At 40.1% G+C, this 25,419-nt stretch carries 30 protein-coding genes and 4 tRNA genes; 21 read left to right on the forward strand and 13 right to left on the reverse strand.

From position 1 onward, the window contains the following. Positions 1 to 357 precede the first annotated feature (357 nt). Positions 358 to 2,058: a type II/IV secretion system protein gene (locus WC724_03125; protein ID MFA6077985.1), complete on the reverse strand. Its 1,701-nt coding sequence runs from the start codon at positions 2,056 to 2,058 to the stop codon at positions 358 to 360. A gap of 1,130 nt (positions 2,059 to 3,188) precedes the next feature. On the opposite strand from WC724_03125, the gene WC724_03130 reads away from it, so the two are divergent. The 5 genes from WC724_03130 (at position 3,189) to WC724_03150 (ending at position 9,957) form a co-directional block, all read left to right on the forward strand. After that, complete coding sequence (locus WC724_03130) at positions 3,189 to 3,497, forward strand: hypothetical protein (protein ID MFA6077986.1); 309 nt, start codon at positions 3,189 to 3,191, stop codon at positions 3,495 to 3,497. Between the two features lie 126 nt (positions 3,498 to 3,623). Next, on the forward strand, positions 3,624 to 4,727 hold the full coding sequence (locus WC724_03135; protein MFA6077987.1) for a hypothetical protein: 1,104 nt from the start codon (positions 3,624 to 3,626) through the stop codon (positions 4,725 to 4,727). A gap of 379 nt (positions 4,728 to 5,106) precedes the next feature. Beyond that, positions 5,107 to 7,062 carry a hypothetical protein gene (locus tag WC724_03140; protein MFA6077988.1) on the forward strand — a complete coding sequence of 652 codons (1,956 nt, stop codon included), beginning with the start codon at positions 5,107 to 5,109 and terminating at the stop codon, positions 7,060 to 7,062. A gap of 82 nt (positions 7,063 to 7,144) precedes the next feature. Then, entirely contained in the window at positions 7,145 to 7,603 is a 459-nt protein-coding gene (tsaE, locus tag WC724_03145; protein MFA6077989.1) for a tRNA (adenosine(37)-N6)-threonylcarbamoyltransferase complex ATPase subunit type 1 TsaE, read from the forward strand. Beyond that, entirely contained in the window at positions 7,600 to 9,957 is a 2,358-nt protein-coding gene (locus WC724_03150) for a DNA polymerase (protein ID MFA6077990.1), read from the forward strand. Before tsaE ends, WC724_03150 begins: the two co-directional genes overlap by 4 nt. A 45-nt stretch (positions 9,958 to 10,002) precedes the next feature. Here the strand turns inward: WC724_03150 and WC724_03155 are convergent, their stop codons facing one another. Beyond that, positions 10,003 to 10,272 carry a hypothetical protein gene (locus WC724_03155; GenBank protein ID MFA6077991.1) on the reverse strand — a complete coding sequence of 90 codons (270 nt, stop codon included), beginning with the start codon at positions 10,270 to 10,272 and terminating at the stop codon, positions 10,003 to 10,005. Between the two features lie 123 nt (positions 10,273 to 10,395). On the opposite strand from WC724_03155, the gene WC724_03160 reads away from it, so the two are divergent. From WC724_03160 to WC724_03170, 3 genes are all read left to right on the forward strand, one after another. Beyond that, a complete protein-coding gene (locus WC724_03160; protein MFA6077992.1) occupies positions 10,396 to 10,872 on the forward strand; it encodes an isoprenylcysteine carboxylmethyltransferase family protein in 477 nt (158 codons plus the stop codon). Between the two features lie 53 nt (positions 10,873 to 10,925). After that, positions 10,926 to 11,654 carry a hypothetical protein gene (locus WC724_03165; GenBank protein ID MFA6077993.1) on the forward strand — a complete coding sequence of 243 codons (729 nt, stop codon included), beginning with the start codon at positions 10,926 to 10,928 and terminating at the stop codon, positions 11,652 to 11,654. A 383-nt stretch (positions 11,655 to 12,037) separates the two neighbouring features. Next, positions 12,038 to 12,110: transfer RNA gene (locus WC724_03170), tRNA-Lys, on the forward strand. A gap of 24 nt (positions 12,111 to 12,134) precedes the next feature. On the opposite strand, the gene WC724_03175 is transcribed toward WC724_03170, so the two are convergent. Beyond that, a complete protein-coding gene (locus WC724_03175; protein ID MFA6077994.1) occupies positions 12,135 to 12,548 on the reverse strand; it encodes a DoxX family protein in 414 nt (137 codons plus the stop codon). A 40-nt stretch (positions 12,549 to 12,588) separates the two neighbouring features. Between WC724_03175 and WC724_03180 the strand changes: the two genes are divergently transcribed. Next, a complete protein-coding gene (locus WC724_03180; protein MFA6077995.1) occupies positions 12,589 to 13,098 on the forward strand; it encodes a TrmH family RNA methyltransferase in 510 nt (169 codons plus the stop codon). A gap of 6 nt (positions 13,099 to 13,104) precedes the next feature. On the opposite strand, the gene WC724_03185 is transcribed toward WC724_03180, so the two are convergent. The 5 genes from WC724_03185 to WC724_03205 are packed head-to-tail and all read right to left on the reverse strand — an operon-like array spanning position 13,105 to position 17,084. Beyond that, positions 13,105 to 13,965, reverse strand: coding sequence for a hypothetical protein (locus tag WC724_03185; protein MFA6077996.1), 861 nt, complete (start codon positions 13,963 to 13,965; stop codon positions 13,105 to 13,107). Next, positions 13,962 to 14,879: a bifunctional DNA-formamidopyrimidine glycosylase/DNA-(apurinic or apyrimidinic site) lyase gene (gene mutM / locus WC724_03190; GenBank protein MFA6077997.1), complete on the reverse strand. Its 918-nt coding sequence runs from the start codon at positions 14,877 to 14,879 to the stop codon at positions 13,962 to 13,964. Before mutM ends, WC724_03185 begins: the two co-directional genes overlap by 4 nt. Positions 14,880 to 14,888: 9 nt before the next feature. Continuing rightward, positions 14,889 to 16,157, reverse strand: a complete 1,269-nt coding sequence (gene murE, locus WC724_03195; GenBank protein MFA6077998.1) for a UDP-N-acetylmuramyl-tripeptide synthetase — start codon at positions 16,155 to 16,157, stop codon at positions 14,889 to 14,891. Positions 16,158 to 16,159: 2 nt separating this feature from the next. After that, entirely contained in the window at positions 16,160 to 16,738 is a 579-nt protein-coding gene (gene ruvA, locus WC724_03200; protein ID MFA6077999.1) for a Holliday junction branch migration protein RuvA, read from the reverse strand. Position 16,739: 1 nt separating this feature from the next. Beyond that, positions 16,740 to 17,084, reverse strand: coding sequence for a YbjQ family protein (locus WC724_03205; protein MFA6078000.1), 345 nt, complete (start codon positions 17,082 to 17,084; stop codon positions 16,740 to 16,742). Positions 17,085 to 17,216: 132 nt separating this feature from the next. Between WC724_03205 and rpsT the strand changes: the two genes are divergently transcribed. Together rpsT and WC724_03215 are read left to right on the forward strand one after the other, a co-directional pair. Continuing rightward, a complete protein-coding gene (gene rpsT, locus WC724_03210; protein MFA6078001.1) occupies positions 17,217 to 17,477 on the forward strand; it encodes a 30S ribosomal protein S20 in 261 nt (86 codons plus the stop codon). 67 nt (positions 17,478 to 17,544) lie between these two features. After that, on the forward strand, positions 17,545 to 17,841 hold the full coding sequence (locus WC724_03215) for a rhodanese-like domain-containing protein (protein ID MFA6078002.1): 297 nt from the start codon (positions 17,545 to 17,547) through the stop codon (positions 17,839 to 17,841). Between the two features lie 264 nt (positions 17,842 to 18,105). On the opposite strand, the gene WC724_03220 is transcribed toward WC724_03215, so the two are convergent. Then, positions 18,106 to 18,177, reverse strand: a tRNA-Arg gene (locus tag WC724_03220). 68 nt (positions 18,178 to 18,245) lie between these two features. Next, positions 18,246 to 18,710 carry a hypothetical protein gene (locus WC724_03225; protein MFA6078003.1) on the reverse strand — a complete coding sequence of 155 codons (465 nt, stop codon included), beginning with the start codon at positions 18,708 to 18,710 and terminating at the stop codon, positions 18,246 to 18,248. Between the two features lie 153 nt (positions 18,711 to 18,863). Here WC724_03225 and WC724_03230 point away from each other — a divergent pair, with 153 nt between their 5' ends. Together WC724_03230 and WC724_03235 are read left to right on the forward strand one after the other, a co-directional pair. Next, entirely contained in the window at positions 18,864 to 19,448 is a 585-nt protein-coding gene (locus WC724_03230) for an RNA polymerase sigma factor (GenBank protein MFA6078004.1), read from the forward strand. A gap of 10 nt (positions 19,449 to 19,458) precedes the next feature. Then, entirely contained in the window at positions 19,459 to 19,803 is a 345-nt protein-coding gene (locus WC724_03235) for a hypothetical protein (protein MFA6078005.1), read from the forward strand. Positions 19,804 to 19,981: 178 nt separating this feature from the next. On the opposite strand, the gene WC724_03240 is transcribed toward WC724_03235, so the two are convergent. From WC724_03240 to WC724_03250, 3 genes are all read right to left on the reverse strand, one after another. Continuing rightward, a complete protein-coding gene (locus WC724_03240) occupies positions 19,982 to 20,401 on the reverse strand; it encodes a hypothetical protein (protein MFA6078006.1) in 420 nt (139 codons plus the stop codon). A 90-nt stretch (positions 20,402 to 20,491) separates the two neighbouring features. Next, positions 20,492 to 20,794, reverse strand: a complete 303-nt coding sequence (locus WC724_03245; protein ID MFA6078007.1) for an SET domain-containing protein-lysine N-methyltransferase — start codon at positions 20,792 to 20,794, stop codon at positions 20,492 to 20,494. Between the two features lie 193 nt (positions 20,795 to 20,987). Then, positions 20,988 to 21,072: transfer RNA gene (locus WC724_03250), tRNA-Ser, on the reverse strand. Between the two features lie 102 nt (positions 21,073 to 21,174). Here WC724_03250 and ruvX point away from each other — a divergent pair. From ruvX to WC724_03290, 8 genes are all read left to right on the forward strand, one after another. Next, entirely contained in the window at positions 21,175 to 21,591 is a 417-nt protein-coding gene (ruvX, locus tag WC724_03255; GenBank protein ID MFA6078008.1) for a Holliday junction resolvase RuvX, read from the forward strand. An 88-nt stretch (positions 21,592 to 21,679) separates the two neighbouring features. Further along, positions 21,680 to 22,006, forward strand: a complete 327-nt coding sequence (locus WC724_03260; protein ID MFA6078009.1) for a hypothetical protein — start codon at positions 21,680 to 21,682, stop codon at positions 22,004 to 22,006. A gap of 3 nt (positions 22,007 to 22,009) precedes the next feature. Then, entirely contained in the window at positions 22,010 to 22,606 is a 597-nt protein-coding gene (locus WC724_03265; GenBank protein MFA6078010.1) for a YqaA family protein, read from the forward strand. Positions 22,607 to 22,635: 29 nt separating this feature from the next. After that, the gene (gene pilM, locus WC724_03270) at positions 22,636 to 23,718 is read left to right on the forward strand and encodes a pilus assembly protein PilM (protein ID MFA6078011.1); all 1,083 of its coding nucleotides are present in this window, start codon (positions 22,636 to 22,638) and stop codon (positions 23,716 to 23,718) included. Then, complete coding sequence (locus WC724_03275) at positions 23,711 to 24,244, forward strand: PilN domain-containing protein (GenBank protein MFA6078012.1); 534 nt, start codon at positions 23,711 to 23,713, stop codon at positions 24,242 to 24,244. Before pilM ends, WC724_03275 begins: the two co-directional genes overlap by 8 nt. Before the next feature lies 1 nt (position 24,245). Continuing rightward, positions 24,246 to 24,779, forward strand: a complete 534-nt coding sequence (locus WC724_03280; protein ID MFA6078013.1) for a hypothetical protein — start codon at positions 24,246 to 24,248, stop codon at positions 24,777 to 24,779. Positions 24,780 to 24,788: 9 nt separating this feature from the next. Continuing rightward, complete coding sequence (locus tag WC724_03285; protein ID MFA6078014.1) at positions 24,789 to 25,133, forward strand: hypothetical protein; 345 nt, start codon at positions 24,789 to 24,791, stop codon at positions 25,131 to 25,133. 24 nt (positions 25,134 to 25,157) lie between these two features. Further along, positions 25,158 to 25,232 (forward strand) — tRNA-Arg (locus WC724_03290). Positions 25,233 to 25,419: the final 187 nt, after the last annotated feature.

The following is a 25,419-nucleotide window of genomic DNA, read 5'->3' on the forward strand; positions in this document are numbered from 1 at the left end:
GAGGGCAGAAATCTCTAAGTAATGAGACCTAGTGTCTTGCCGGAGGGGTTTGGAGGACGTTTTTGGTTGCACGCTTGCGTGTTTGCTGAGACTATCCTTGCAGATACTCTCTCCCTTTCCACTCTTTTGCGGAAAGGATTACTTAGAGATTCTTGTTTTTGTCTATTTTTCTAAGAACCACCGAGAGAGGTTTTTAAGTTTTTCTTTTTTAAATACTGTTAAAAAACGCGCATATCCGCCTGCTGGCGGATTGCTATGCTCGGCTCGTCAGCCTGCGCAATATTTTTTAACAGTATTTTTTTTGTACTTAAATACAAAAAACTAAAACAGATAAGTGCAATTTAAAAAATAGTTATACTAAACCTCTTCTAGGTCGACGACACGGCTGATTTCATCTAAGGAGGTTACTCCTTGGAGTACTTTAATAGTAGCGTCTTCTTGTAGATCAAGAATTCCTTGAGCTATGGCAGCTTTTTTAATTCCTCTTTCTGTTGGGTTCTCTCCAATAGCTTTCTCAATGTTTTCATCGGTTAAAATTGCTTCATAAATACCAACCCGCCCCTTAAAGCCAGTGTTGTTACATTTTTCACAGCCAACAGGCTGAAAAAGTTTTGAAACTGGAAGAAGAGATTCAATCGAAGTTAAAGCATAATCTTTTTTTTCTTCTTTAATTCTTTCGACAACGGCAGATAAAATTCTTTTCTCTTCGTCTGTGGCTGGTTCTTCTTTTTTACAAAAAACACAAAGCTTACGAGCCAAGCGTTGAGCGATGGAAACATTCAAAGCTGAACTGATTATTTTTGCATCAACACCAAGGTCTATTAAACGGGGGATAGCACCAGCAGCGGTGTTGGTGTGAAGAGTTGAGAAGACGAGGTGTCCAGTTAGGGCGGAGTTAATAGCAATTTTCGCTGTTTCTGTGTCTCGAATTTCACCAACCATTATTACATCCGGGTCTTGTCTTAAGGCCGAACGAAGGCCTTCCAAAAACGTGTATCCTTTTTCTTCGTTCGTTTGAGTTTGGGTTATTCCTTCAAGATGATATTCAATAGGGTCTTCAATGGTAATCATTTTGCTCCCTGGTGAATATAATTTTTTCAAAAAAGCGTAGAGTGTTGTCGTTTTTCCTGAACCAGTTGGCCCTGTTGTTAAGATAATACCGTTTGGACGCTTCAGCTCTTTTTCGATAATTTCAAAAAGATGAGTATTTACACCAAGGTTTTCAAATGGAACAGCAATACTTTCAGGGTTTAAAATACGCATAACAAAAGACTCTCCGTAAGCACCAGGAATAACCGAGGAGCGTACTTCAATATCTTTCTCGTGTAATTTGATACTAAATCTTCCATCTTGAGCAGAAGCAATAACATTTAGCTTTAAACCAGAAAGAAGTTTTATTCGAGAAGAAAGTAGTTTGTAAGTTTCGAAATTTATAGTTAGAAGATTTTCCAATACTCCATCGAGGCGCGCTCTAATATGGACTTCACTCTCTTCTGGTTCGATATGAATATCTGAAGCACCAACAGCAACTGATCCAGCAAGAAGGATTTCCAACATCACAGAAATTTTATGTCCGCCTGTTTTTTTCAAAACATCGTTAACCATGTTTGTTATATCAGGGATAGTTTTTATTTTTTCAAAAGCCTCAGCCAAAAAATCAATAGAAACATCAAGAAGTCCAGATTTCGTTTCAGAAGAAAACGACACTTCCTTATAACGAGCCCAAGCACGCTCAAGACTTGCCGTTGAAGCAAGAAATAAAACAGGGGAGTATCCTTTTTCAACAATTCCCTCCAATGCTATTTTTGTGTCGCTTCTGTCTGGGGAACGAACAGCAATAAAAACTTTTTTATTCAACAACTGAAAGGTGGCGATTTCTGCGGCACGAGCTTTTTCCTCCGTAATAACCTTGAGGGCATCTCCTTCAATAGAAACAGTAGAAAGGTCTATGTACGGGATTCCGTATTTACTAGAAAGTATTTTTATAAGATCCTCCTCTTCTCTTTTTCGTAAAAAAAGTAAACGATCATCTTGTTTTTTGTCATCGAAATCTTGCATTAACGAAATGATACTTCATTTTGACTTCGAATTAAAGGAAAACCGCGGTTTTTGGGAAAGTGAAATTTAAAAATTTAGTGATATTTAAACTTAAGTATAAGTTTGGTTTTTCTTTCAGCCCCAATATTCCCCTTTGAAATGCATTACGGAGCCACACAGGACTGCGTTTTGTAATCGTGCAGTAGCACGAACAAAACGGGAGCCTGACGAGGCGAGTATAGTAAATTTTCAGCAGAAAATTATATGCGCATTTCAAAGGGCGAATATCAAAAGAAACTTGACTTTTTGCTGGATATATGCTAATAATAGCAATAGGTTAAATTCTTTCTCAATCAACGTTTTCTCGGAGGACATCATGAAAACAGTCGGTCTAGGGTTTGCAATGTTGGCGGTTGTTCTCCTCGCAGGATGCGGAGGACAGCCGATGTCTCGCACGACAGCGTACGAACCGGTGCTTCTCGAAGAGGAGTGTCGAATCGTTGACGGTGTCGAGGTGTGCCGTCCAGCCGAGACACTTACGTCTTCTGGGCGCGTTGCTTCGGTTGCCAGGGCTACTCATCCGCGTATTCCGAGTGAAATCGGGGCTGCGGTAGGGAAGGCTGACGCAGCAAGGCGTTTGGCGGCAGCGGAAATCATCGCTGCTTGTCTCGACAACGGCGGGCGTCCCGACGTTTGCGCTCAGGCAGCGGTGCCGTATACCGGAAATGCCGGTGCTCCTGCGGAAGTCGCTGGGACATACTCCCAGCAACAGTATCGCGGGCAAATTCAGCCAATGCGTGGTCAACAGCCCCGCGGCTGTCAGTCCACATGGTCCATGTTTCCCAGTCTGTGCTAAAACAAAAGCCAGGCATCAGGGGGCGCTTTATGCGCCCCTTTTCTTTTGTCTCACTTGTATTCCCTTACTCCACTCACTCACTGAAACTACCTTGCGCAGGCCGACGGGCCGAGCAGATGATTCAGCTGGAATCATATCGCGCAATCGTCCATTGGGGCGCGATTATTTTCAGCAGAATTTTACTCGCGTAGTTTCAGTGAGTGAGCAAAAAGACTTGTGGAAAAGATGGGGATAGCGCATGCTAAGAAAAGAGCTTTCTTTTAATTTGATTTTCAACCGAAAGGAGGGTTGAGCCATGAAAAAACCTTTGTTTTTCCTTGCAATAGCAGCGCTTTTCCTTGGAGGGTGTTCCGGTTGGAGGGGGGCAGGATACGTTAGTGTTGGTGGTTATTATGGGTATAACTACCCTGTTTATCAGCAGACGTATCAAAGTGTCAGAACATATTACCCCTTAGGGGTGCCATGCTGTACCTTCCCAATTATGGGGTATGGGCCGGGGTATTTTACTCCTGGGCCGGGCGGAACTTACAGTCCGTACAACTTTACGCCGATTACTCCAGGAAACAGTGGATACATAATCCACCAAAGAAACACAATCCGTTGAATTTTAGCGGTTAAAACGGGGTCATGATGACCCCGTTTTCTTATTGACAAAATATAAAAAATATGATAGGGTATCAGCAGAAATGTATTTGGCAATTTTGCCAATTTTGATAAACGGAGGTTTGCCATGAAAGCGAAGCTAATAGCCATATTGTTGGCTACGACAACCTCTTTCCTTCTCGGCTGTGCCGGCATGGAAAGCAAGGCTCAGCCGAGTAGCTCCAGAGTTACTTCTGGCGCCGAGGCTGTGCAGGTTACAACTACTTCAAGGTCCTCGTTTTTGGACTGCCGAGTGGATTCGAAAGGGAATAAACTCGGGGACTGCATCGCTGTTGCCGAAGGGCAACAAGCTCGGCCGACAGAATACAAGCTGGTTTCGAAAGTTGTTGCACCCATTCCCTCGAAAGGAGTTGGCGCGGACACTTTCGATAAAAAAAACCAGTGTATGTCGGCACTCACAACCGGCGAGTATCGGTACTATGTGCCGAAGGCAAAGTATTTGAAGAAATTGCCACTCGCAGACGGGGAAGGGCGACAAGTTTTGCCAATCGAAAAGGATGCTTGCGTCCATATGTTTACGATTCATGGTTGGCAATGGGTTGCGCAACGCGACGGCGACAAGTTCCGCTTTGAAGTAAAGGATGGGACTTTGAAGATTTACGCCCGAGACGACTGCGGCAACCCGGTCAAGGAAATCGTGTATCTCTCTACCCCAACCAAGGAAGAAAGGGTTGTGGAAAAGGAATACCGCATTTTCGCCGAAAAAACCACAAGGACCGAAGAAACGGGCTGGTATCGCAAGAGTCGTGTGGTGATGCGGGAAGTGGTCACCGAAACGCCGATCGTAGTCGTCAGTGATGGTTGCTACGGGTGTGGCTCCGTCGGATTCAGCGGGTATGTGTCTGGTGGAAGTGGTTCACAGTCTGCGCAAATTAACCAGACGGTTAACTACAACCAACAAGCGGCACCTGTCGCTCCGGCTGGAAGGATTCTCAGCGGTGGAACATATCCTCAAGCGCCGATCGGTGGAAGCATTGGTGGTGGAACATATCCACAAGCACCGCGCGTGGGGACCATTGGCGGGGGTACGTATCCAAGGCAGGCTTTCGGTGGTGGAACTTACGCACCGGGAACTTTTGGCGGAGGGACGTCTGTACCAGGAACTTTCAGCGGAGGAACATCTTCGCCGGGAGCTGGTATCGGCAGAATCACCGGCGGAGGAACACGGTAAACTCTCTTCGGAGGGAAGAGTGAAGGGGGAGCAGTGATGCTCCCTCTTTTTTATGTAAATTACCCGAGATGTTTTTAATGGTGTTTTGAAATACTAGCAAACACGGATATTCCATGGGGAAGTGAAATAAATTGCGGTCTGGTACGGCATAATCAAGTAGGCAGAATTTATCTCTTCTTTTATTTTTCTTAAATATTCGAGTTTAGTGCCCGCCATAAGTTGCGGGGCTACGGTGCTACCTTAAGGGGAAAAACCTTGACAAAAAGAAGAAAAAAGAAGTGAATTAAGGAATTAGGAGGTTTAGTCTATATGCCATTGACTTTTTCTGTCTTTTGTGATAGATTATAAATTAATTAAAATTAATAGAAGAATAAATACCATGAACAAGAAATTATTAAAAGTGCTTTCTGTAGGAGTTATTGCCCTTATTTGGGGAGTTTTTGCGAGTCCAGTACTGGCCGATAGCGTTAATTTACGCGGTTACGTAACTTCAAGCGGGACAGCGACAGCAGGGTATTATTTTTCTTACACGGTTAACAACGGAGCATCAATATCAACTCCAACGAGAAGCGTTGTGGTTAGTGGAACCCAAGATGTTTCTGAGACAGTTGATATCCCATGTAACTCTACATTTCAATATAGGTTAGTTTTCTGGGATACAGCAGACCCACAAAATGTTTTCCAAGGAAATGTTCAGAGTTCTTCAACCTCTTCTTGTTCAACCCAAAATCAATCTTCTCCAACAATAACAACAAACTCTCCAACGAGTGTTTCTGCGACGTCAGCGACATTTCAAGGGGCTGTTAATTCAAACGGCGGAAGTTCTACTAACGTTTGGTTTGAGTGGGGACAGACAAGTTCGTTTGGAAACACCACTCCACAGGTTAACGTTGGAACAGTTAATACAACTTTCTATTCGGTTAACAACTCTTTGAATCCAAATACGACATATTACTACCGAGCGGTAGGGCAAAATTCTGGATCAGCAGTTGTTTATGGTGCGATGCAATCGTTTACAACAAGTAGCAATTACAACAATAATAATTGTGGATACGGTAACTATAATTGTAATTACAATTACGGACAGACTCCTTTCGTTATGACTTATTCAACAGTGCAAACTGGTGATACATTCGCTATTTTGCAGGGGTTTGTTGATCCAAACGGAAACACAAACACAACACGTTGGTTTGAGTGGGGAACAAATTCTAGCTACTTCAACAACACAACTCTTAAGTTGAACCAAACTTCTTCTGGCACATTTACTCAAACAGTAAACGGATTAAGTTCAAATACAACTTATTACTACAGAGCAGTTGCACAAAATTCAAACGGCACTGTTTACGGCACAGTTATGTCTTTTGCGACAAACAGTAATAATCTTTACAACTCAACATATAATTATGCGGGAGGTAGTCAGCCAACGGCAGTGACAACACTCGCTACTTCAATCGGGCAAACAACAGCAAGGGTAAATGGTCTTGTCTTCATTAACGGCGGTGTTAATACAACTGGTTGGTTTGAATGGGGAACAACAAGCTCTCTAGGAAACACAACGCAAAGTAAAAATATTGGAAGCGCCGTGACTCTGGCCTTTTCCGAAGATCTCACTGGCCTTGTTAACGGAAGGACTTATTACTACCGCGCAGTAGTTCAAAATCAATACGGAACAGACAAGGGAGATATAATGAGCTTTACTACGGGTGGCTCATCTAACACGACTTCGGTTGTTGTTACTTCACCAACTGTTACTTCCTCTAAAACAACGTACGTTGTAAGTGGTGCTTCTGGTAGCACAAAGACATCAGCAATCACGCTTTCTATTTCTTCAAACAGAGAAGATGTCGCTCGTGGAGACAGAGTAATCTTTACGATTAATTATCGAAACACTAAAACGAGCGAGGATTTGCACGATGTGGCTATCCGTGTCGTCTTACCAGGAGAACTTTCCTTTGTTGATGCGTCACGTGGATACTACAACGAAAAAGACAGAACACTCACCGTTGATCTAAAAACACTAGAAGCAGGAGAGGCTGGTTCGTTTACCGTTGAAACAAGAGTTGAAAACTCTATTGAAAGCGGAAAAGTTGTCGTTGTTAGTGTAGGTATGGTTTACACAAGAGAAGACAATACACAAGAAGAAGCTATTGCTTATGTCTTGTTAAGTAGCGACACAAACCAGTCTTCAGGAGCTCTCGCCCCACTCTTTGGGTCAAGCTTCTTGCCAGACACTTTGCTCGGGTGGTTACTCTTAATCTTGATTATCTTCTGTCTAGGAGTGCTTTCTAGGCACGTAGTTGGTACATATAGAGCGTCTAACGTTCCAAGACCATAAAGATTAGTAGGTATGCATAAAAGAAACCACTCCCTCTAAACAAGGGAGTGGTTTCTTTTATGGTGTGTTAAAATCGACTAACATGAAAAAGCTGTGTAAAAACATTAGTGATACAAAAGAATTTGCAGGGAAACTTCTTTCTTTGGCTGAGAAAAAAGGAAAGATAAATTCAAAAAATAATAAAGCAACAATCATTGCACTTTCAGGCGATTTGGGTAGTGGTAAGACAGCAATAACAAAAATTTTAGGAGCGGAGATGGGGATAAAAGGACGAATACCATCACCAACATTTATTATTGAAAGACGGTACAAGTTACCAAAAGGTCTTGAGTGGGAGAAACTTATCCATATTGATGCCTACCGTCTTTCAAAAGAAAGTGAACTTTTGCGATTGGGGTGGGGTGAAAATATTGTTAATAAAAATAATCTTATAATTATTGAGTGGCCAGAGAATGTTAAAAAAATAATTCCCAAAGAAGCTTTGTGGGTTAAGTTTACACACAAAGGCGAGACAGAGCGCTTAATTGAAACATTGAAGTGAAAAACGAAAATAAAAAAACAATAATTCTTCTTGATGCACATGCGATTATTCACCGTGCTTATCACGCACTTCCAGAATTTTCATCAACCAAAGGAGAACCAACAGGAGCCCTTTATGGACTTGTGGCGATGCTACTTAAAATTATTAAAGATTTAAAGCCGGATTATATTGCCGCTTGTTTTGATTTACCAGACCCAACTTTTCGACACGAGGCTTATGAAGCGTATAAAGCCGGACGACCAAAAACTGAAAGTAATTTAGTGGCACAACTAATTAGAGCACGGGATATTTTTGTTGCGTTCGGAATTCCTTCTTATGAGCTTGCTGGTTTTGAGGCTGACGATCTTTTGGGGACAATTGTAGAAAAATTAAAAAAAGATAAAAACACAGACATTATTATTGCTTCTGGCGATATGGACACGATGCAGTTGGTTGATGGTAAAAAAGTAAGAGTGTTTACTTTAAAGAAAGGAATCAATGACACAATTTTATACGACGAAGATGCAGTTATTGCTCGTTTTGGTTTTCCTCCAAAACTAATGCCCGATTATAAAGGTCTACGTGGCGATCCATCAGACAACATAATTGGCATTCCGGGCGTTGGAGAAAAAACAGCGACGATGCTAATCCAGTCTTTTGGAACTATTGAAAATATTTACAAAGCTCTGAAAAAAAACAAATCTGAATTTGAGAAAGCGGGAATTAAAGAGAGAATGGTTAAACTTTTAGAAGAACACGAAGAAGAAGCCTATTTTTCAAAAACACTTGCGGAAATTAGGAGAGATGCCCCGTTTGAATTTTCTTTACCAGAAAAAGTATGGAGAGAAAGTGTTGACCCGGCGTTAATTGAAAAATTGTTTGTTGAGTTAGACTTTAGAACCCTAAATGAGAGAGTTAAGACTTTGTTGGGTAATGATAAAGCAAAAGAAGTTGTTGAGGACTTAAATGAATCAAAGGAAGATATTGAAGAAACGGCAATCGCTTTGTGGGTTGATAATTCTGAATATACGAACCCAGATAGAGAGGATATTCTTTCAACAACTGGCGCTACTACAGTTGCAGAGGCAAAGAAAAAAATCTTAGAAAGACTTGAGGCGAATGGTCTTTTGGAAATCTATCGTGATATTGAGTTACCGCTTATTCCAATTATAAAAATGGCGGAAGAGAAAGGAGTTGTCATCGATAAAGATTATTTGAAAACTCTTTCGAAGGAATATCACAAAGAGCTTGAAATTTTAGAGAAAAAAATATGGAAGCATGCGGGAAAAGAATTTAATATAAATTCCCCAAAACAATTAGGAGAAATTTTGTTTGATACTCTTAATTTGTCAGTAAAAGGACTTAAAAAAACAGAAGGGGGAGCACGTTCTACAAGGGTTTCGGAACTAGAGAAGCTTCGGGGAGAACACCCCATAGTTGAGGAAATAATGGCTCATAGAGAGTGGCAAAAGCTTTTGTCGACGTATATTGATGCTATACCGCCACTCGTGGCTAGTGACGGAAGGTTACACACACACTTCCTTCAGGCTGGCACCACTACCGGAAGATTTTCTTCGATTAATCCAAACTTACAGAATATTCCAATTAAGAGCGACGCGGGACGAAAAATAAGAAGAGCTTTTGTTGCAGATAAAGGATGTGTTTTGTTGGCGCTTGATTACTCTCAAATCGAACTCCGAGTTGCCGCAATTCTTTCAGAAGATAAAGATTTAATAAAAATTTTTAAAGACGGAGACGATGTGCACGCCGCTGTTGCTTCGCGAGTGTTTGGAGTGAAGGAAAAAGATGTGACAAAAGAAATGAGGCGTCAGGCCAAGGTCATTAATTTCGGAATTATTTATGGAATGGGTATTAATGCATTAAAAGAAAATCTTGGTGGAACAAGGGTTGAGGCAGAAGAATTTTATAATCAGTATTTCAAAAAGTTTCCAGGAGTAGCGGAGTATCTTGATGGGGTAAAAACGGAAGTATCAAAACTCGGTTATACCTCAACGCTTTTTGGAAGACGTCGATATTTTCCGATGATAAAATCTCCGATTCAATACATTAGAGCATCAGCCGAGAGAATGGCTGTGAATGCGCCAATCCAAGGAACGGCAGCAGATATAATTAAAATCGCCATCAAGCGAGCAGACGAAGCGATAAAAGAAAATAAACTTTCTGATAAAGTTTCACTCTTACTTCAGGTTCATGATGAATTGATATATGAAGTTAAAGAGGGGTCTGAAAAAGAAGCTTCAAAAATTATTGGAGATGCTATGGAGGGGGTATTGAAAGATAAAACAAAGAATCCTCACGAAGTGCCTATTTTGGTTAATGTATCAGTCGGTAAAAATTGGGGAGAGATGAAGTAATAAACCCCGCACTTAGGCGGGGTTTACGGCGACAAGAGGTTTGCTTTATTGAATGCTCGCGAAAGAGAACATTTCCCTGATCTGACTGATTTGGCAGTACTTGTCTCCGCCGTATACATCGATGGCAGTTTGAAACTTTTGGAGAAGCTCCAACGGAAAATCGTATGGAAGTGGCGTGTCGCGTGCCTGTTCCTTTTCGACTACAGCCATTACTTCAGGGAGGAACTCTTCCCAAAAGGCCCGTTCGGTATTGTTCATACCGCGCATGGTTTCCTCGTTTAAAGGGATGTGTCCGTAGGGACCCATTTTTGACATTTGATTCTCCTTCCGTTAATGAAGAGCGTGTTTTACCCAGTGTTTCCAAGGACAAATTACAATGTCCTTCGCTTCATGTCAATAAGGGATTTGACGAAAGTTCACTTGTGGTAGAATAAATACATGAACAACGGAAAACACAAAATAAACAAATTAATCGTGTATTCGCCGATGATGTTTTTGATGGCTTTGATTGCGGGAGCACTTGTTGATTATTGGTGGCCACAACAAATAGTTGCTTTTGAAAATGGTGGAAAGGTTGGTTTTGCCATAATGGTTGTCGCCTCGGCGCTTATTTTGTGGGCAGGAGAAAGTGGAAGGAATTTTCTAAAAGCTGTTGAAGAAAAAGCGGGTGTTGTAGAAAAGGAAGTTTTTACCTACGGTCCTTATAGTATTTCTAGAAACCCAACCTATCTTGGAATTATTCTTTTAAGTATTGGTTTTTCTTTTGTGATGAACTCGCTCGCACTTTTAATTGCTTTTATATTATCTTTTATTTTTGTTAACTACGTAATACTCCCAACCGAAGAAGATTTACTAGAGAAGAAATACGGGGAAGCATATCGCGCTTATAAAAGAACAGTACGTCGCTGGTTTTAATCTTTGAAAAAATTCGTTTTGTTTTAAGGGTATTGGTTAAAAACTAATCTTGCATGTTATATATTTTACACGGAGCCGATTTTAGTAAGCGAAATAAAAAAGTTAACGAACTTGTAGATACACTTCTTGCTAAAAAACCAGGAACTCTTCTTGTTAAAACTGACACAAGTGAAACTAGTTTTAATGGACTAGACCAATTTATTTCAGGACAAGGGTTGTTTGAGCAAAAATTAATTATTGTTTTAAGTGGGCTTTTAGACAACAAGGAAACACGAGAGGAGGTTGTAGAAAAAGCTAAAGAACTCGCAACTTCAGACAATATTTTTATAACAACAGATGAAAGTATTACTCCAAAAGCACTACTTGAAATTAGTGGACATGCGCAGAAAGTTCAAGAGTTTTCTTTGCGCGTAGGAACAAAATCTGAGTTTAATATTTTTTCACTAGGTGATGCGGTTGGTTCTCGTGACAGGATGGGGGCCTGGGTTAATTTTTTAAAAGCAGTTGAAAGTGGAGCAGAACCAGAGGAAATCCACGGGGTTATTTTATGGCAGTTAAAAAATATTACGTTGGCAAAAAAGGTTGGAGGGGATGGGGGTAAATTAAAAAGTGCTGGAGTTTCTCCTTTTGTTGCAGGTAAAGCTGTAAGATATTCAAAAAATTATACTGAAAGTGAACTCAAAAAAGATATGTCCGACTTGCTCGTTCTTTATCACGACAGTCATCGCGGAATAGTGGAGCTTGGTTCTGGGTTAGAGAAGTTTATTCTTGAGGCGGTTTAAAAATGTTAAATTTTGGAAAAAAGAAAAGCCATGTCCTCGGAACATGGCTTTTGTAGGGTGTGGCCTCAAGCTAGTGAGCGAGGCCGAAGAACGGTGTGCTTCCTTGAGAGGAGAACTCAAGAGAGCAAAAATTGTGTAAAGAACATGTGTGTGGTAAATCGTTCGAAAGGATTTTTGTAGCCCATAAGCGGAGCCGCTTTCCTTCTTTTGATTTACAACAGCGAATGGCTGGTTCTTAAATGATTTTTTGACCAACCCTGTATTTAGTGTAGCAACACCACAGAAGTAGGCAAGGATAGATGGGGATAAGAAATGAAAATCGACAGTAAGTGTTCAAAAGCTTAACTTTTTTCCGTTACATGCTATAGTTTCTTTGTTTTAATCCGCCCATAGCTCAGTTGGTAGAGCAGCTCCCTTTTAAGGAGAGGGTCGCAGGTTCGACTCCTGCTGGGCGGACAAGGTTAAACTAAATAGGCTGTTTTACAGAGGTAAATCAATAGAGAAAAAACCAGCGCCGGAGAACAAAAGGGATATTGCAATTGCCAACGCAAAAATGTAAAAATCGGTTGTTTGGCGTAGGAGGCTTGGTTTTCGGAGTTTAATAATTAGTCCCCCGAGAGAAATAATTGCAATCAAGAGAGCGGACACCTGAGTCCATAACCCAAGGATAAGAAAGAATCCACAAATGAGTTCTGTGTAAGCAACCAACCACATAAAGAAGAGTGGTTTTGGAAAGTTGGCGGACTTAAACATAGAGATTGTTGATTCGCGGTGTTTAAAGATTTTTAAATAACCGGCAGAGAGGAAAATACCACCAAGTACTAAACGAAGAATAAGTGGGGCAACTAACCCGTATGTTAAAAAAGAAGGAAAGACGCTTAATAGCTGTATCATGCTGGTATTATATCAGAGGCTACAGTTTACGTGAAAATCTATGAGGAAAAGAAATATATATTTAATATTAAACGATATTCGAAGCGCTCATAACGTCGGCTCTATGTTTAGGACGGCTGATACGGTGGGGATTAAAAGAATTTTTTTGACCGGATACACACCGCGACCGGTTGATCGCTTCAATAGACCAGTAAAAGAAATTGCAAAAACAGCTCTTGGTGCAGAAAAAACTATTTCATGGGAGCACGAATTAGACGTACTAAAAGTAATTCAAAATTTAAAAAAAGAAAAGGTAGAAATTATTGCCTTAGAACAATCACCTAAAGCAGTAGATTATAAAAAAGTTAAAATAAAAAATGACACAGCTTTTATTGTTGGTAACGAAGTGCTCGGAATTTCGGAAGAAATTATCAAAGTTGTAGATGTTGTCGCCGAAATTCCAATGCAGGGAAAACTTGCCAGAGATCGTTCGTCGGACGATAAAGGAAAAGAATCACTTAATGTTTCGGTTGCTTTGGGCGTTGCTCTTTTTAGGATTTTAGATATCTAAAACTTTTTAATTGATTGTTGTAACAGTTTTTCCTTCGCGGTCTAAGATTCGAACAACGTCACCGCTCTTCCAAAGTTCTTGGTTACTACCAAGATAGACCATCCATGATGGTTCATAGAAATTAGAATCTGTATTATGGTCGGATACACAACCGTTATAACTAGCGTGTTCTTCAATGAAAGTGTTGCAGTTTGGGCCACCTCCTTCCGGGATTTGGCTGGCGTTTGTCACAGTTGTGCAAACGGGCAAATTACTTACAAAAGAAATGCAGGCTGGGTGTGGGGCATAGCGAGATAAGTTTTCAGCGGTAATAATTCCTGGGCAGTTTTTAGAGAGAGGAGGAACAAATTTCTGGAATTGTGCGAGATAGCCACTGCAAATATTTTGACGGAATGAAACTCCGACTGGAGATTGTCCACTTATAATGTGTGCTGTTTCTCCTGGTCTTAGAACTATGTTTGATGCCTCGCGCACTTCACCGGAAACAAACAAGCTAACACCACTACCTATCGTTGCTGCTGTGCCGTTTTCAGTGACTATGCGCCATCCTGTAATGTTTAGAATAGCATCGCTTTTGTTTGTAATATTCAAATATTCTTTTGATGGGGAAAATTCTTTAAGTGATGACCCACTTGTTTTGATTGAAGTGCGATAGTTTGAAGAAACAAAATTTTTAGTTCCAAGGCGGAAATTAAAATCTAATGCTGGAAGAGTTCCGTATATTTCGCCAGTATCAAGTGGGGAAGGGGCTCTCAGAAAAGGACCTTTGCTAGCTTCCATTCTTGAAGGACCACCAGAAAAAAACCACATAAACCATAAGGCCACTATAATCAAAACAATAATCATTGCATCACTCCTTAGTTTCATTTGAAAAGTTTTTGATGAGTAGGACAAAAATGGGAACTTCTTCCTCCAATCATCTTTCTTTTTATTATACCATCACACTCTTTTTTACTGCACATTTCCCCTGTACGACGATAGGCATTATGCTTTTCTTGAAATTTTCCTTTTTCGCCAAAGATATTTCTATAATCAGACATAGAGTCTCCACCAAAAGAAATACCGCTTTTTAGAACCCTCTTCATTTCTAGGTATAGCGTGTTTATTTTCGGTGCACTGATTTTTGAAACCTGTGATTCTGGGTGGATGCCCGCGCGCCAAAGCATTTCATCTGAGTAAATATTGCCAATACCAGCAACGGTTCGCTGGTCGAGGAGCACAGGTTTAATTTTCCCACGAGGACGGGTAGCGAGACGTGCAGTAAATTTTTTTAAAGTGAAATTATTCTCCAATGGTTCTGGTCCTAGATGAGAAAGTTGTGGAGAGTTTTCTATGTTTTTAGAATTTTCTAAATCAAAACGTCCAAATTTTCGCGTATCAGAAAAAACAATTTTATTTCCAGAAGACAAAGACAAAACGACATGAGCGAATCTGTTGAAAGGGTCATTAAGGGGACTCTTTTTGTCTACAGGTCTCCATTTACCATTTTCTATCTGCCATTTTCCATACAGAAGGTGACCAGTCATTCTCATATGCACAATAAAAGCTTTTCCGTTTGAAAGAATAAAAATTATGTTTTTACCGCGCCTAGAAACAGAAATAATTTTTGCCCCAACGAGAGCTTTTTTAAAATTTAAAAAAGTGGCACCACTTGAGAGAGTGGGACTCGCGGATTGGTGGAACATTTTAGGCCAGTCGGTCCAAATATCTTTTATTGTTTGTTTTGGTAATACACGAGAAAGACCAGAAACGGTGGTTTGTACTTCGGGGAGCTCTGGCATATGTTTTATTTACGAACGCTTTAGTGAAACTAATTCTTCTCGCACCACAGAAGCATCATCCCACTCCGTCTTTGTTCCGTTTGGACCCATTAAATATGGATCAGTCCCTTTTCCAGTGATTAAAACAGCGTCTCCTGTTTTTGCATGTTTAAGACCTTCCCGTATTGCTTCACGGCGGTTTGTCAAAATGATTGGTCTTTTGTTTCTTATACCTACCGCGATGGCTTCCGTGATTTCTCTTGGGTTTTCGTCATACGAATCATCATCGGTTAAAATTATTTCATCACAATAAGTGTCGGCTACACGTCCCATTTCTGGGCGTTTCCATTTATCTCTCCCTCCACCCGTTGCTCCGAAGACACAGATTTTTTTATGATTCTGAAATACTTGGTAAACTTTTTCCATAGAATCTGCTGTGTGGGCATAATCAACAACAACAACAAAATCTTGCCCCACATCAATTTTTTCTAGGCGCCCCCTAATACCACTAAATTTTTCTAAAGCTCGTTTAATAATCTCTTCGCTTATGTTTTGTGACTTGGCAAAGTTAATCGCGGCTAAAATATTATAGAGATTAAATTCCCCAGAAAGATGAGAGTGTATTTTCTCTCCACCTAAAGTGAAGTCCAAACCGTTTTCGTAAAGTTTAAATGGCTCTGCGTCGGCAAGGAAGAACTTAGATTTGCTAGATACTTTAAAGTTTAAAAAATTATCACCATATTTATCGTCTCCATTTGCGATAAGAACCTTTTTTTGTTTTGGTGAACTCTCTACCTCTCTTGCTATAGAAAGTTTTGCTTTTAAGTAATTTTCAAACGAGCCATGAGACTCAATGTGCTCGGGGGAGAGGTTGGTAAAGATTAGTCCGTCTGGGTAAATAAACTTATGTCTAAAGAAGCGGGCTCCTTCAGAAGTTGTTTCAACTAAAGCATAATCACATTTTGCTTTTACTGCTCGACGTAACATTTTTTGGACAAAAAATCTTCCCGGCATTGTCATTTTAAAAAGATTTCGCTCTTCTTTTTTGCCAACCTTAAAACGAAGAGTAGAGATTATTGCTGTGGAATAACCAGCTTCTTCCAAAATAGCGTTTACAATCTCTACAGTACTCGTCTTTCCTTTGGTGCCAGTTATGGTTAAGACATAAAGTTTTTTCCCAGGAAATCGATAAATAATTGCACCCAAAAGAGAAAGAGAGAAGTGATATGCAGGCTGGAAAAATCTATAAATCTTTTTTGGTATAAATTTTTCAATTATGCGAAGAATTTTATCAAGCATTTTTATTTTATGTTCCCTAAAATTTTTAAGGCTTCCTTTACCCGTTTTCCAGTGCCAGAAACTTCGTGAGAAACTTTTTTAAGAGCACTTCTAGCTTCGTGTTGTGAATAGCCAAGAGATTGAAGGGCTTCCACAGCATCAGATTCCTCTTGTAGTTCTGGTGACCCAACATCTGTCCAAGCTCCTAATTTGTCTCGAAGTTCAAGGACAATTTTTTCTGCAGTTTTTCTGCCGATACCTGAGATTTTTGTTAGATACGAGGCCTCACCAGTTGAAATAGCTTTACGGATACTTTCAGTCGGAGCAACGTTCATTATGGCGATAGCTGATTTTGGTCCAATACCAGAAACAGTTAACAAAAGCTCAAAAAACTCAAGTTCACCTTGTTCTTCAAAACCATATAAATCAAGGGCATTTTCTCGTACTGCAAGATATGTCCAAACTCGGACTGCACTTTTTGATTTACCTATTTTTCTTAATGTTTCCATTGTGGCGTTTACTTTATAGCCAACACCAGAAACATCGATAACAACGTATCGATCTCCAGAAAAAACCACCATTCCCTCTAGTTGAGAAATCATATTATTTTGGTTCTACAAAAACAGCTGTGCCATAGCAAAGAACTTCTGTTACTCCACCCATTATGTCTGTTGCGTCATAGCGCATACCAACAACAGCGTTTGCCCCCAATTCTTCTGCGTGTCGGCACATAAGTTCAAAAGAATCCTTTCTTGTATTTTCACATAGAGCCGAAAGCAAAGATATGTTACCACCCCATAATGTTTGGAGTCCGGCGCCTATCGTGCCAACAATAGAGCGGGAGCGCACAATAATCCCGCGACTTATGCCCAAATTTTTTATAATTTTATAATTAGTAAGCTCAAATGCGGTTGTAACCATCGCTTTATCTATAGATTGTCTTTCCATAAATTTAGTCTATCAGACCTATGAGGCACCAGCAAAAGAGCGGTTGCCTTTTTTATACAGACTTGGTAGTATCTCGGAACTAGCTTTGTTTTTGGTACGGACTGGAAACTAACGGCTAAAACTAAATTATTTATGGCAATTACCAAAGGAGCAAAAAAAGCGATTCGCGTTTCTAAGCGAAAGAAGGTATTTAATGACCGTCGCCAAAGAGCAATGAAAGATATCGTCAAAGACGTGAAGAAGCTTGTTGTTGTTGGTAAAAAAGAGGAGGCTCTAAGCAAGCTCTCGGCTGCTTATAAAGCTATCGACAAAGCAGCTAAGCGTGGAGTTATAAAGAAAAATACCGCTGCTCGTAAAAAGTCTCGACTTACAGTCGCAATTCAGAAGAAGTAACAAAACGGAGACTAAGAGCCGTCTACAGGTGCCTGTCATTACCGACAGGCTCCCCGTTTTTTAAAATATGAAAAATATTAAACCAGAAGAAGTTGCTGAGGTGTTGGCTCAAGGAGCGACGCTTCTTGACGTACGAACAGAAGATGAGTTTTTAGACGGGCATATTCCTGGAGCAATAAATATCGAGATAGGGGAAATGTCTGATGAGGATATTGAACAATTAGATAAAGAAAAAACATACGTTCTTTACTGTCGTTCAGGCGGGCGCTCTTCTCGAGCGGCACAAATGTTAGAGGCACTTGATTTTGGAGATGTTTATAATCTAGAAGGAGGATATATGGAGTGGGTAAAGACACAGGGGTAGGGAGGGAGGAAAAAAAGAGGGGGGATCGGTCACGAATAATTTTGAAGACATATTAGTTCATCGGTCACGAGTTACTAAATTTTTATTTCGCTTTGTTCGAAGTAGTTTCTCGGACATAATCAGTAATCGCCTCTCGCATTGCTATGCTCGAAACCTACACTCGCTCTTCGCGAGTTGCGGCCCGCGGTTCGGTTCCTGCCGAGACAAGATAGTAAAAATATAAAGTGGTCACATAAGTATATGTGACCACTTTATATTTTCATGTGCCCTCGGCAGGAATCGAACCTGCATCACAAGTACCGCAAACTTGAATCCTATCCATTGAACGACGAGGGCAAACTCTATTTAACACATAAGATATAACATACAACAGGCAAAATCGCCATTACTTGTCTAATTTTTACCTAAAAACCAAAATTCTCGAAAATTTTTTGAGCTATCGGTTCATGTAATGTTTTTTCCTCCAAAAACTCTTTTAGTAAGTTAACTACATTTTCTTGGTTGGTATCCCCAAGTGGAATTACAAGAAGTGGCATAAGAAGGCGCGTTGATTGAAGTAGTAATTTTTTGTTGATTGAGTCGTCTGAAATACAAAAAGCCTCAAGGTTTTCGTATGGATATAAAACTCCACCAGAACGTACTCCTTTCTCGCTAATTTCAAAAAGAATCGGCGAAGGTTTTTTGTTTGCGTGTGTTGCTATGGCAAAAGCGGAGAGAAGGATAAGAAATGAAAATAAAACATTTCCATAGATGAAAGCTGCAACACTTCCTGAAACAGCTACAATCCAAAGAGCCCAAAACCAATCAGGATCTTTATGGTTGTGTTCGTACTCTGTTGCAATCCAAGAAATTTTTTGAGGAGCAATCATCTAAATATTATAACAGAAGACAAGGAATTTAGAATTTGCAATGTAACTTTTTGGGGAGTTTTTAGGTTTTAATAAATGAAAGGTCGAAAACGAAATAAATGGCGGTGGGGCGGACTTCGACTGTCGCGCTCTTCCGTGTTGTATAATACGGACATGGCATTAAGTGAAGTAGAAGAAATAGAAGGGGTACTTTCTGATGAAGAAATACTGTATCGGTCTATTGAAAACCCCAGCTATTTTGCAGAAATAGTCGATCGATATCAGACAGCACTACTTCGAAAAGCGAATATGATGCTCCGTAACGAAGAAAATGCGGAAGATGCTGTGCAAGAAGCTTTTGTAAAAATATACGCAAACGCATCGCGTTTTAAAGAAGTCCCTGGAGCAACCTTTAAGTCATGGGCGTATAAAATCCTTGTTAACACCTGCCTCACGCTTTTAAAGAAGAACAAAAGAGAAAAAGAAGTTTTTGTTGCGCTTGACCCAGAACTTGCCGAAGTGATTGCCGACCCGATAGACCTTTCGTATATTGATAAAAAGCTTTCCACAGACCATTTAATGTCTTTAGTGTCACGACTTTCGGAGACGTTAAGGCGCACCGTGACATGGCACACTGTTGACGATCTTTCTTATCAAGAGATTGCAGAGAAAGAAGGGGTGACAGAAGGTGTCGTGCGAGCGAGAATGCATCGAGCCAAAAAAGAACTTAAGAAAATAAATGAATCATTCGAAACGTAGTTTAAAAAATATGGAACAAATAAATAAAATTAAAGAAAAGGTAATGTGGAGAGTTCACTTCATCTACAAAACAAGGAGAATTTTAAACTCACCGCTTTTCCCGTTGGTTTTTCTTGTTGTTTCAGCGGGAGCACTAAGTGTTTTGGTTTCTATCCAGCATGTGATTGAGAATACCCCAAAGAATTTTGATTTTGTAAGACAATACCAGTTTTGGTTTTCTGCGGTTTCAAACACAGAGCTTGCGGTGAAAGCAACATTGCTCGTGGCACTGTTTCTTCTAGTGGTTGAGGTACGCAATATTCTAGGGTCTTTGCAGGTGTTTAAACATTCCCGTCAAACTTTAAGTGTTTCGTAACAAATAAATTTATTGCCTAGTTATAATAGGCATGAAGAAGGCACTTTTTGAAAAAATTATAGAAAGACGAACTCCAACGTAAAGGGGAAGCGCCTATTGGCGCTATGCATAAAAACTTCATAACACACCAGGTTAAAGAAAAAGCCACCGCGAAGGTGGCTTTTTTTGTGGGAGGCTCTTACTTATGATCAGCTATCTCTCTACGAAGAGCGTTGTCATAGTTTTGCATGAGGTCTAGGAACCAAAAACCAAAGAAGAACTCGCAAAACATCAGAAGGAGTCCCCATCCAAAATACGGCAGAAACACTTCCGTTGCGATGATGGTCGCCGTGAACAGGGTAAGCACAGTCACTTGGGTGTGCCAGTTTCTGTTCGGAAAAATGAAGCGGGAGATTTCCCAGCACAGCAGAAGGAAAAACAGAGGGAGTACACCAAAATTCACCCACATTTGGTCTAGAACGAACCTTACTTTTGTGGGTAAAAAGAATCCCCAGCGGTACAGCGCTCGGGCGTGCTGGTTTTGCCTGATACCGTCGTCAATGATAAACGATAGCTTTTGAAACCAGTTCAGGTCAGGGCGGTTTGCGTATGTCGACAAGATATTCACGGTTACTCCTTTCGATTTAAGAAGGTACGTTAAGCTAAGGAAAAATTAGCATGAACGGGAGAAGAAAGAAACCTTTGTGGTTTAAAATTCACGTTTTCCTTCCCATGGGAACGTATGATAGTTGACCGTGAGTTCTTCACCAGACTCTATGTTTTTAGTTGCTATAAAATATATATTTTTACCAGTGACTGCTAACTGCATATTTGGGGTATTGCTGTGATTAGCGAACTTCCCCAACTCTGTTCGTGCGTAATCATGGTCAGGATTACCAGTATTATTTTGGTGAACAAAAGAAAGGCCGATACTTTCGTTTTCTAATATTGGTCTGGTGGAGAAGACCCCTTTTCCTGATATTGGCGAAGCTTTAATGTTGTAGTTGTTCATTGTTGCTACTATTTAAGCGAGGGGTGAGATTCGGTCACGAGTAAATTTCCTGGCGGAAATTTCTCTCGACCCCAGCTCGCCATTTTTGCCTTTGCTTCGCAAAACAAAAATAAGGCTGTGCTTTTCGAATCTCACACGCGAGCAAAGCAGTTTGCTCGCTCCCATCCGCAGCTTTTCGCTGCGCTTCAATTTGCGGATGGGGTGAGATTCGAACTCACGGTACCTTGCGGTACGCTAGTTTTCAAGACTAGTGCTTTAGACCACTCAGCCACCCATCCGTTAAAATCAGTTATTAAACCGAAGTAGGCCTATCATAGCAAAAATGCTCAAGCTGGCAATTATCTCTCGGCAGAGTTTGTTTTTTGAAGTAAGATACCTTTATGCGACTTTTAGGAATTGATTATGGTGGGAAGCGGATTGGTCTGGCTCTTTCCGACGAAACTCACAGCTTAGCTTTTCCTTTTAAGGTTGTTCTTAATGGAAAAACCATAATAGAGGAGTTGAAAAAAATATGTGACGAAAATAGTGTCTCGGGGGTTGTCATTGGTGAGTCACGCGACGACAAAGGAAAAGAAAATGAAATAATGGTTGCCGTGCGTGAATTTGCTGGCGTCATTCAAAAAGAAACAGGACTGCCGGTTTTTTTTGAACAAGAGTATCTGACTTCGGTTGAAGCACACAGAATTTCTTTTTTTGAGCAAGGGAGACAAAAGGGTAAGGATATTGATGCTGCCGCGGCGACATTAATTTTACAAAGGTATTTGGATAAGAGAAATGCAGGTAATTCCAAATTTTAAATTTCAAAATAAATAATCCAAATGACTTAATTCAAAAAAGACTGCATTAAAACATTGTTTAAAAATTAAAAACTTAGAATTAAAAATTATGATAAATATTGATGATTTCAAAAAACTAGAAATAAAAATTGGCACAATTCTTTCAGCTGAGAAAGTTCCCGATGCGGATAAACTAATAAAATTCTCCGTTGATTTAGGGGAAGAAGCACCGCGCACTATTTTGTCGGGTATTGCTTCACATTATTCTGACCCAGCTGTTTTGGTGGGGAAGCAGGTGCCAATACTCTCCAACTTAGAGACACGTACAATCCGGGGAATTGAGAGCCAAGGAATGATTTTATATGCTGTTGGTGAAGATATGCTTACGACTATAGAACCAGGAGTTAAGGTTACTCCAGGAACAAAGGTTGCCTAAACCATGAGAGATTTTTTTGATAATACTCGCGATAAGCTTCACAGGTGGACCATGCACCATAGCTCAAAAGAAAGCGCTCCGTGGTGGCTTGCCGGTATTTCTTTTGCTGAATCATCTTTTTTCCCTATTCCACCAGATCTTTTTCTTTCCGCGATATTGATTGCAAAAAAAGGCGCAAGTTGGTTTAGGCTCGCACTTATCACAACTGGAGCAAGTGTGGTCGGGGGGTTATTTGGGTACTTGATAGGATATTCTTTCTTTAGTTTAATCGGAGCCCCACTAATTTCTTTTTATCACGCCGAAGATGCCTTTCATCAAGTTGAACAGCTTTTTTCTGGTAATGCTTTTTTGGCTATATTTCTCGCGGCTTTTACACCGATTCCTTACAAGGTTTTCACAATAGCTGCTGGTTTTTTTAAAATAAATTTACTTACGTTTATTGTTGCTTCGTTCATTGGTCGAGGTATGAGATTTTTTGTTGTGGCATATCTATTCAAAACATTTGGAGAAAAAATCGGAAGTCTTGTTTATCGCTATTTTAATATTGCGGCAATAATTTTTGCTATTCTTTTGGTTGTTCTTGTTATCTACGTTTTCTAAAAGAAGTTTGTGCCGTATAATATTAACAAATGAACGCACTCGAAAAGTTCTTTCCTGTTCCAGAGTACATGGCTATGCCGGCTATCGGCCTTGATATTTCTGATCAATCAATTCGCTTTTTGGAACTAGAAAGAAAAGGTAGTCATTTCTCTATTGGACGCTACGGCGAAAAGAAAGTTCACAAAGGATTAATGGAGGCAGGGAAGCTTAAAGATATTTCTGGAATGAAAGAAGTGCTCCGTGTCATAGGGACAGAACAAAAATTTTCTTTTACTAATGTTTCACTTTCTGAAGAAGAAGCTTACTTATTCCGCATGAAAGTACCACGAGTTAGATTGAGAGAATTAAGAGGGAGTATCGATCTTCAACTTGAAAACTATGTTCCACTCAAGGCGAGCGAAGTTGTTTTTGATTATGAAATAATCAGCGAGGACGAAAGTGGTTATGATATTGAAGTTTCTGTTTTACCAAAAGGAGTGGCTCAAAACTACTTTGATTTGTTTGAGGGAACTAATTTAACACCCCTTGTTTTTGAAATTGAAGCGCAAGCTATCGCGAGGGCAGTTATAAAAAGAAAAGACAAAAGAACTTACATGGTGGTTGATTTTGGCGAAACCAGAACTGGAATATCCGTTGTGAGTGAAGGTGTGCTGATGTTTACTTCAACACTCGATGTTGTGGGGGGGCACTCACTTAACGAAGCAATTGAAAAGAGCTTCAAGGTATCTCCCGAAGAAGCAGAGTTAATGAAGAGGGAGAAAGGGATTAGAAAAAGTGCTGGCAAGAATGACCTCTTTCAGGCTCTTATTGGACCAATCTCTGTTTTGCGCGATGAAATAAATAAACACTATGTCTATTGGCATACATACAAAGAGGGTGGTGGAAAAGACAAAGAGAAGATTGAAAAAATAATTCTTTGCGGAGGGGATGCTAACTTACTTGGGTTAACAGATTATCTTTCTGCAAGTCTTAAGGTCCCTGTTGAGCGCGCTAATATTTGGACTAACGTTGATTATAGAGACGGTTTTATTCCAGAGATAGAATTTAATGACTCACTTCGTTATGCCACCGCAGTTGGCTTGGCCTTGGGTGGTTTTTGGGGACATGATTAACTTAATTCCAAAAGAAGAAAAAATACAGATTACCGAAGAATATCGACGGAGGCTTTTGGTCGTTTTCTTCCTTCTCTTGTTGTGTACTGGAGCCATTGCCATTCTGTTGTCTTTGCCAACTTATATTTTATTTGAGAGTAAATATAAAACAGTATTAGATAGTCTTGATGTGGCGAAACATCTTTCTCTTGAGCGTCGCGACGCTGAGACAGAACTTGCTGTACGAGATTTAAATGACCGTGTTTCGGTAATACTTTCTCCGGTTCAAAAACGTAGTGTTGTGGAGATTGTTTCAGTTGTTGTTTCAAAAAAAGTTGATGGCGTGTACATACAGAGAATTTCTTACGACGCAGCTCAAAATAGCGGTAACGTTTCAATTAGTGGTGTCGCCTTGAGTAGAGACAAAGCACTTTCTTTTGTTAAAGCCCTTGAGAGTGCACAAATTTTTTCTAAAATTGATTTACCTGTCGGAAGTTTGGTTAAAGAAAAAAACTTAGATTTTATAATTTCTGCAACCTTAAAATAAAATGATAAAAGGAAGAAAAACCAAACAAATACTAGGATTGATGATTGGGTTGAATATCTTGGTTTTTTCAGTATGTGGGGCCGTTGTTTATACGATGCAAAATAAAGAAAAAGATATACAAAGAGCAGTTAACGAATTGGCTAAATATTCTGAAGGACAAAAAGAAACTTCTTACCTAAAAAGAACTCTCGACAGTCTTTCAAAAGAGAGAGCTAAGCTTGATTTGTATTTTATTACCAACCGCGACATCGTTCGTTTTATTGAGCAAATAGAAGCGCTTGGGGTTGAAGCAAGCGCGCCCGTAAAAATTTCGACCGTGGAAGTTGAAAGTGTAAGCTCTTTAAAGGTTGATTTCACTAGTAGTGGAACTTTTTCTCAGCTTTTTCACTTAGCTTCCTTGCTTGAATCTTTACCGTTTGAGGTTGTTATTAATAGATTTAATATTAGTAAAGAAAGTGTAAAAGATATTTCACCAAAGGAGACAAAATGGAACGCTGAGTTCTCTATAGTTCTAAAAGGGTTTCTTAATAAGTAAAATTTATTTATGGAATTATCAATTTACAAACAAAAAACCAAAAACAGACTAGAGAGAATTCTTCGTTGGTTTGACCGTGACCCAGAAAGAATCGAGCTTCGGGCGACCAGAGATTGGAACCTAATGCTTATATTTTTTATTCTTATTAATATATTAATATTAATAACGACGACCATTTTCTTTTTTTCTATAAACAAAAGAGAGCTTCTCCCTGTATCTGAATTGTCGACTGATTCAATTGCTCGACTTGATAAAGGAAAGGTTGAGAAGGCTGCGGGTGTTATTGAAAAAAGGGAGGCTGGACTTCAGGATCTTTTAAAGTCACCACCAAAAATTGTTGACCCTTCTCTTTAGACAGGGTAGAGTCGTTGAGTGCTTGCCCCTGTAGTTCAATGGATAGAACTGCGGACTTCTAAGCCGTTAATGGAGGTTCGATTCCTCCCGGGGGCACCAAATAAAAATACTCGCTTAAGCGAGTGTTTTTATTTGGTGCCAGCCGGAGCGCGACGGCGCGAGGCGGGGTCGAGCAAATTTCTAGCAAGAAATTATGCGTGACCACCAAAGAGCTTAAGCGAGTGTTTTTATTTGGTGCCAGCTGGAGCGCGACGGCGCGTTAACCCGTGACCTTCTCGAAGGGCTT

This window comes from Candidatus Paceibacterota bacterium (genome assembly GCA_041661305.1).
In the GTDB taxonomy this organism is placed as follows: domain Bacteria; phylum Patescibacteriota; class Minisyncoccia; order Phycocordibacterales; family VMEP01; genus VMEP01.

Excerpts from the sequence above, each read along its gene's own strand:
- WC724_03130 (MFA6077986.1), top strand. The coding sequence starts at position 3,189 with ATGAAAAAACCTTTGTTTTTCCTTGCAATAGCAGCGCTTTTCCTTGGA.
- tsaE (MFA6077989.1), top strand. The coding sequence starts at position 7,145 with ATGAAAAAGCTGTGTAAAAACATTAGTGATACAAAAGAATTTGCAGGG.
- mutM (MFA6077997.1), bottom strand. The coding sequence starts at position 14,879 with ATGCCAGAGCTCCCCGAAGTACAAACCACCGTTTCTGGTCTTTCTCGT.
- WC724_03155 (MFA6077991.1), bottom strand. The coding sequence starts at position 10,272 with ATGTCAAAAATGGGTCCCTACGGACACATCCCTTTAAACGAGGAAACC.
- rpsT (MFA6078001.1), top strand. The coding sequence starts at position 17,217 with ATGGCAATTACCAAAGGAGCAAAAAAAGCGATTCGCGTTTCTAAGCGA.
- WC724_03285 (MFA6078014.1), top strand. The coding sequence starts at position 24,789 with ATGGAATTATCAATTTACAAACAAAAAACCAAAAACAGACTAGAGAGA.
- murE (MFA6077998.1), bottom strand. The coding sequence starts at position 16,157 with ATGCTTGATAAAATTCTTCGCATAATTGAAAAATTTATACCAAAAAAG.
- WC724_03185 (MFA6077996.1), bottom strand. The coding sequence starts at position 13,965 with ATGAAACTAAGGAGTGATGCAATGATTATTGTTTTGATTATAGTGGCC.
- WC724_03125 (MFA6077985.1), bottom strand. The coding sequence starts at position 2,058 with ATGCAAGATTTCGATGACAAAAAACAAGATGATCGTTTACTTTTTTTA.
- ruvA (MFA6077999.1), bottom strand. The coding sequence starts at position 16,738 with ATGATTTCTCAACTAGAGGGAATGGTGGTTTTTTCTGGAGATCGATAC.
- WC724_03215 (MFA6078002.1), top strand. The coding sequence starts at position 17,545 with ATGAAAAATATTAAACCAGAAGAAGTTGCTGAGGTGTTGGCTCAAGGA.
- pilM (MFA6078011.1), top strand. The coding sequence starts at position 22,636 with ATGAACGCACTCGAAAAGTTCTTTCCTGTTCCAGAGTACATGGCTATG.
- WC724_03235 (MFA6078005.1), top strand. The coding sequence starts at position 19,459 with ATGGAACAAATAAATAAAATTAAAGAAAAGGTAATGTGGAGAGTTCAC.
- WC724_03205 (MFA6078000.1), bottom strand. The coding sequence starts at position 17,084 with ATGGAAAGACAATCTATAGATAAAGCGATGGTTACAACCGCATTTGAG.
- WC724_03140 (MFA6077988.1), top strand. The coding sequence starts at position 5,107 with ATGAACAAGAAATTATTAAAAGTGCTTTCTGTAGGAGTTATTGCCCTT.
- WC724_03135 (MFA6077987.1), top strand. The coding sequence starts at position 3,624 with ATGAAAGCGAAGCTAATAGCCATATTGTTGGCTACGACAACCTCTTTC.
- WC724_03165 (MFA6077993.1), top strand. The coding sequence starts at position 10,926 with ATGTTATATATTTTACACGGAGCCGATTTTAGTAAGCGAAATAAAAAA.
- WC724_03280 (MFA6078013.1), top strand. The coding sequence starts at position 24,246 with ATGATAAAAGGAAGAAAAACCAAACAAATACTAGGATTGATGATTGGG.
- WC724_03180 (MFA6077995.1), top strand. The coding sequence starts at position 12,589 with ATGAGGAAAAGAAATATATATTTAATATTAAACGATATTCGAAGCGCT.
- WC724_03160 (MFA6077992.1), top strand. The coding sequence starts at position 10,396 with ATGAACAACGGAAAACACAAAATAAACAAATTAATCGTGTATTCGCCG.
- WC724_03225 (MFA6078003.1), bottom strand. The coding sequence starts at position 18,710 with ATGATTGCTCCTCAAAAAATTTCTTGGATTGCAACAGAGTACGAACAC.
- WC724_03260 (MFA6078009.1), top strand. The coding sequence starts at position 21,680 with ATGATAAATATTGATGATTTCAAAAAACTAGAAATAAAAATTGGCACA.
- WC724_03265 (MFA6078010.1), top strand. The coding sequence starts at position 22,010 with ATGAGAGATTTTTTTGATAATACTCGCGATAAGCTTCACAGGTGGACC.
- WC724_03230 (MFA6078004.1), top strand. The coding sequence starts at position 18,864 with ATGGCATTAAGTGAAGTAGAAGAAATAGAAGGGGTACTTTCTGATGAA.
- WC724_03245 (MFA6078007.1), bottom strand. The coding sequence starts at position 20,794 with ATGAACAACTACAACATTAAAGCTTCGCCAATATCAGGAAAAGGGGTC.
- ruvX (MFA6078008.1), top strand. The coding sequence starts at position 21,175 with ATGCGACTTTTAGGAATTGATTATGGTGGGAAGCGGATTGGTCTGGCT.
- WC724_03175 (MFA6077994.1), bottom strand. The coding sequence starts at position 12,548 with ATGATACAGCTATTAAGCGTCTTTCCTTCTTTTTTAACATACGGGTTA.
- WC724_03275 (MFA6078012.1), top strand. The coding sequence starts at position 23,711 with ATGATTAACTTAATTCCAAAAGAAGAAAAAATACAGATTACCGAAGAA.